The organism is Spartinivicinus poritis (assembly GCF_028858535.1).
GTDB lineage: Bacteria > Pseudomonadota > Gammaproteobacteria > Pseudomonadales > Zooshikellaceae > Spartinivicinus > Spartinivicinus poritis.
In genome coordinates this window covers 1-2,507 of record NZ_JAPMOU010000134.1, presented here as the reverse complement: position 1 = coordinate 2,507, position 2,507 = coordinate 1, and the positions used below count along the sequence as shown (strand labels likewise).

The window sequence follows — 2,507 nt, the reverse complement described above, 5'->3', positions numbered from 1 at the left end:
CAAGGCCCAGAAAAAATCTTCCGCTTAACCGGCAGTGCTTCAAACAAGCAGGGTCAATTAGTGGGAATCCGGGATAACTGTGATAATACTATTCAAATTACCCATGGTAATGATGAACAACCCACTAAACTGACCACTAGTTGGGGACAAGCCGCCTGGTTTTATCATGACCCGCAAGGCCGGATTATTGCTATTACCCGAGGGCAGGATAGCGAAACTCCACCAGATACCCAACCTGTCGTGCAATATCAGTACGACAGGCATGGTGATTTAGTAGCAGTGTTGGATGCCCTAGGTCATGGGGAAAAATACGCTTATAACAACCACATTATTATTCAGCGTACTTTAAAAAGCGGTTTTAATTTTTATTTTGAGTGGGATCAATACACCCCTCAAGGTAAATGTGTTCGCAACTGGGGTGATAATGGCATTTATGATTATCAATTCGCCTGGTTTCCAGAAGAAAATCGCAGCACGGCCACTGACAGCCGGGGTGCCATTACCCAATATAGCTATAACGACAATGGCCAGATCATCAGTGAAACGGACCCGCTAGGCGGCGTGACTGAACACCAATATGATGATGCTGGAAATGTCGTCAGCACCGTTGATCCAGCCGGTAATACCACCCTTTACGAATACAACCTGGATGGCTTGCTGATTAAAGTCACTGACCCAGAAGGTAACAGCCACGCGATTGAATATGACGATGAAGGCCGGCCAACCACATTAACCGACCCATTAGGCAACCGCTGGAGCCGTCAATACGACGAGCGAGGGCTATTAGTCAAAACCCTTGATCCAGAAGCTAACCAAACCCAAATTGATTACAACGCCCTTGGCCTGCCTGTGCAAATCACCGATGCCATGGGTAATGCACGGCAGTTACAGTGGAATGAACAAGCACAACTGATCAGCCAAACCGATGCCGAAGGCCAAATTACCCAATACCGTTATGATCAGCTTGGGCAGGTAGTCGCCAGCCAAGACAGCCAGGGAGCCCAAACTTACTATCAATATGATGCCCTTGGCCAGCCAATTGCTGCACAATTACCCAATGGCAAACAGATTAAACTGACGTATAACTCCGCAGGGCAGCTTACCGCTTTTACTGATGAAGTGGGGCGTACCACACAATATGAATATGAAGGGCTAGCACAGGTTAAAAAACGCATTGACCCTGTTGGTCAAGTGTTTGAATATTTTTATGATACTGAGCGTAACTTAACTGGTCTCAAAAACGAAAATGGCGAAACCTATCAACTGATTTATGATTTAAATGAAAATCTAATTCAAGAAGTAGGCTTTGATGGCCGTGAGCAATATTATGAGTACAACAAATCCGGCCAGCTAATAAAACATATAGACGGGCCAAGACTTCCAACCAGCGAACCTAAAACAGCAGACGCAACAGAAACAACAAGCACAACAGAAAGCCCTGATCAGCCCAGTATCCCCATCACTGAATTTAAACGCAATAAATTAGGCTTGCTGATTGAAAAACAAACCAGTGATGGTGAAGTCAGCACATTTCAATACGATGCTGCCGGGCGTTTGACTGAAGCCAATAACAGTCACCGTAAACTCAGTTTTACCTATAATGCCCTTGGCTTACTTATCGAAGAAAGCCAAGACAACCAGATCATCAGCCACGGTTACAACCCATTGGGTAATCGCATTAGCACCACCCTGCCTGATGGCCAAAGCATCAATTACCGCTATACACCAGATGGTTTATTTACGGATGTCGCCTTAAATGGCCAGTTGATCACCCAAGTAAGACGTGATAACCAAGGTCGAGAAGTTAACCGTATTCAAGGGGTAGTTGAAAGTCAGTTTGAATACGACATTATGGGAAGACTCACCCGTCATCGAGTCGGTAGCCGAGAAACCCGCCAGTTAATTATTCAACGGGAATACGGATACGACAATGCGGGCAATTTAGCTTTAATCAAAGACCTGAAAAAAGGCGAAACCCAGTTTCAATACGATGCTTTAGATCGGTTAACTGTCGTCAATGGCATAATAAAAGAAAGCTTTGCCCACGACCCAGCAGGTACTATTTTAGCGCAAACTGATCAGCCAAACGGCCAGTCTCAAGGCAACCGACTGCTATTTCAAGGAGATCGCCATTTTGCCTATGACAGTCGCGGTAACTTAACTGCAGAAAAACGGGGTAAGCATGGCAAACTGGTCACCCGCTATACCTATAATCATGCCAACCAGCTCATTAAAGTTGAAAACGCCAAGCAAACCTCTGAGTTTACCTACGATGCACTTGGAAGAAGAGTCAGTAAAAAAGACAACTTTGGTGAAACCCAATTCCTCTGGAATGGTGATGTGTTACTGTCAGAAACAAGACAGAACATCCACAAAACCTACTTATATGAACCCGAGTCTTTCAGGCCACTCGCGTTAGTACAAGATAACCAGGTTTATTTTTATCATCTGGATCATTTAGGCACACCCCAAGAAATCAGCGATGCAAGAGGCAATATCGTCTGGTC

1 protein-coding gene is annotated in these 2,507 nt (G+C 45.1%); it reads left to right on the top strand.

The window, feature by feature from the left end; translation table 11 throughout:
• Nucleotides 1–2,507, top strand: a 2,507-nt coding sequence (locus ORQ98_RS29300; RefSeq protein ID WP_274692367.1) for an RHS domain-containing protein, incomplete at both ends; no start/stop codon positions are given.